General features: G+C 40.6%; 2 protein-coding genes. Both read left to right on the plus strand.

Going from position 1 to position 781, the window contains the following annotated elements; translation table 11 throughout:
* Positions 1–377 (plus strand): tail fiber domain-containing protein (locus E1171_RS00525; protein ID WP_187696119.1); only part of this gene is annotated, 377 nt, incomplete at its 5' end.
* Between the two features lie 134 nt (positions 378–511).
* A partial coding sequence (locus E1171_RS00530) for a hypothetical protein (protein WP_155203059.1) occupies positions 512–781 on the plus strand: 270 nt, incomplete at its 3' end.

The following is a 781-nucleotide window of genomic DNA, read 5'->3' on the forward strand; positions in this document are numbered from 1 at the left end:
ATATTTGTTGCATGGAAGGGGTGTTGGATAGGGTAATGCAAATGAACCCCATCCAATATCGTTATAGGGCAGATCAAAAAGAAAAACGTAAGCATTTGGGATTTGGCGCACAGGAAGTCAAAGAAGTTTTCCCCGAACTGGTGCACTATTCCGAAGAAAAAGACCTTTACAGCCTTAATTACGGCAACCTGGGAGCTATCAACACCGCTGCCATTAAGGAGACCAATCATTTATTAAGAGAAAGTCTGAAGGAGCAACAGCAGGTAAACGAAAGACAGCAAAAAGAAATTGAAGAACTACAAGAAATAATAAAAGCGCTCACCGCCCCAACCAAGGAAAAATTGAGCAAGTTATTCAAATCATTCTTTAAAGAGTAGGAAAACCAATGGAGGAAGAAAAAAAGGACAGTCATTTTGGGCTGTCCTTACCAACCTAACGGATAGCCTGGAGATATATGGAATTTTTCCAATCCTGATTTACCATATCCAAGCTTTTAAATTCAAGATAGAACATGAAGAAATTACATTTTACAGAGGGTGGCCGTATGCTACACAACGATGATCTAAAAACCTTGCAGGAAGAGGTCTTTAAAGCCCTGGAAGGTCAATACAAAGGACTAGGGGCCTTCATCATGAGTGGATGCAGTGTGGAAGAAGATGATAAGGAACCACCTAATCATAAGATCACCGAAGGCCTGGTCTACCTCAATGGAAAATTCTTGGAAGTGGATGAAGCCTCTAATTTGGCCGAGTTTCCCAAATATATTGTAGAAGATATCCCT

This window comes from Xanthovirga aplysinae, assembly GCF_009711365.1.
Lineage (GTDB): Bacteria > Bacteroidota > Bacteroidia > Cytophagales > Cyclobacteriaceae > Xanthovirga > Xanthovirga aplysinae.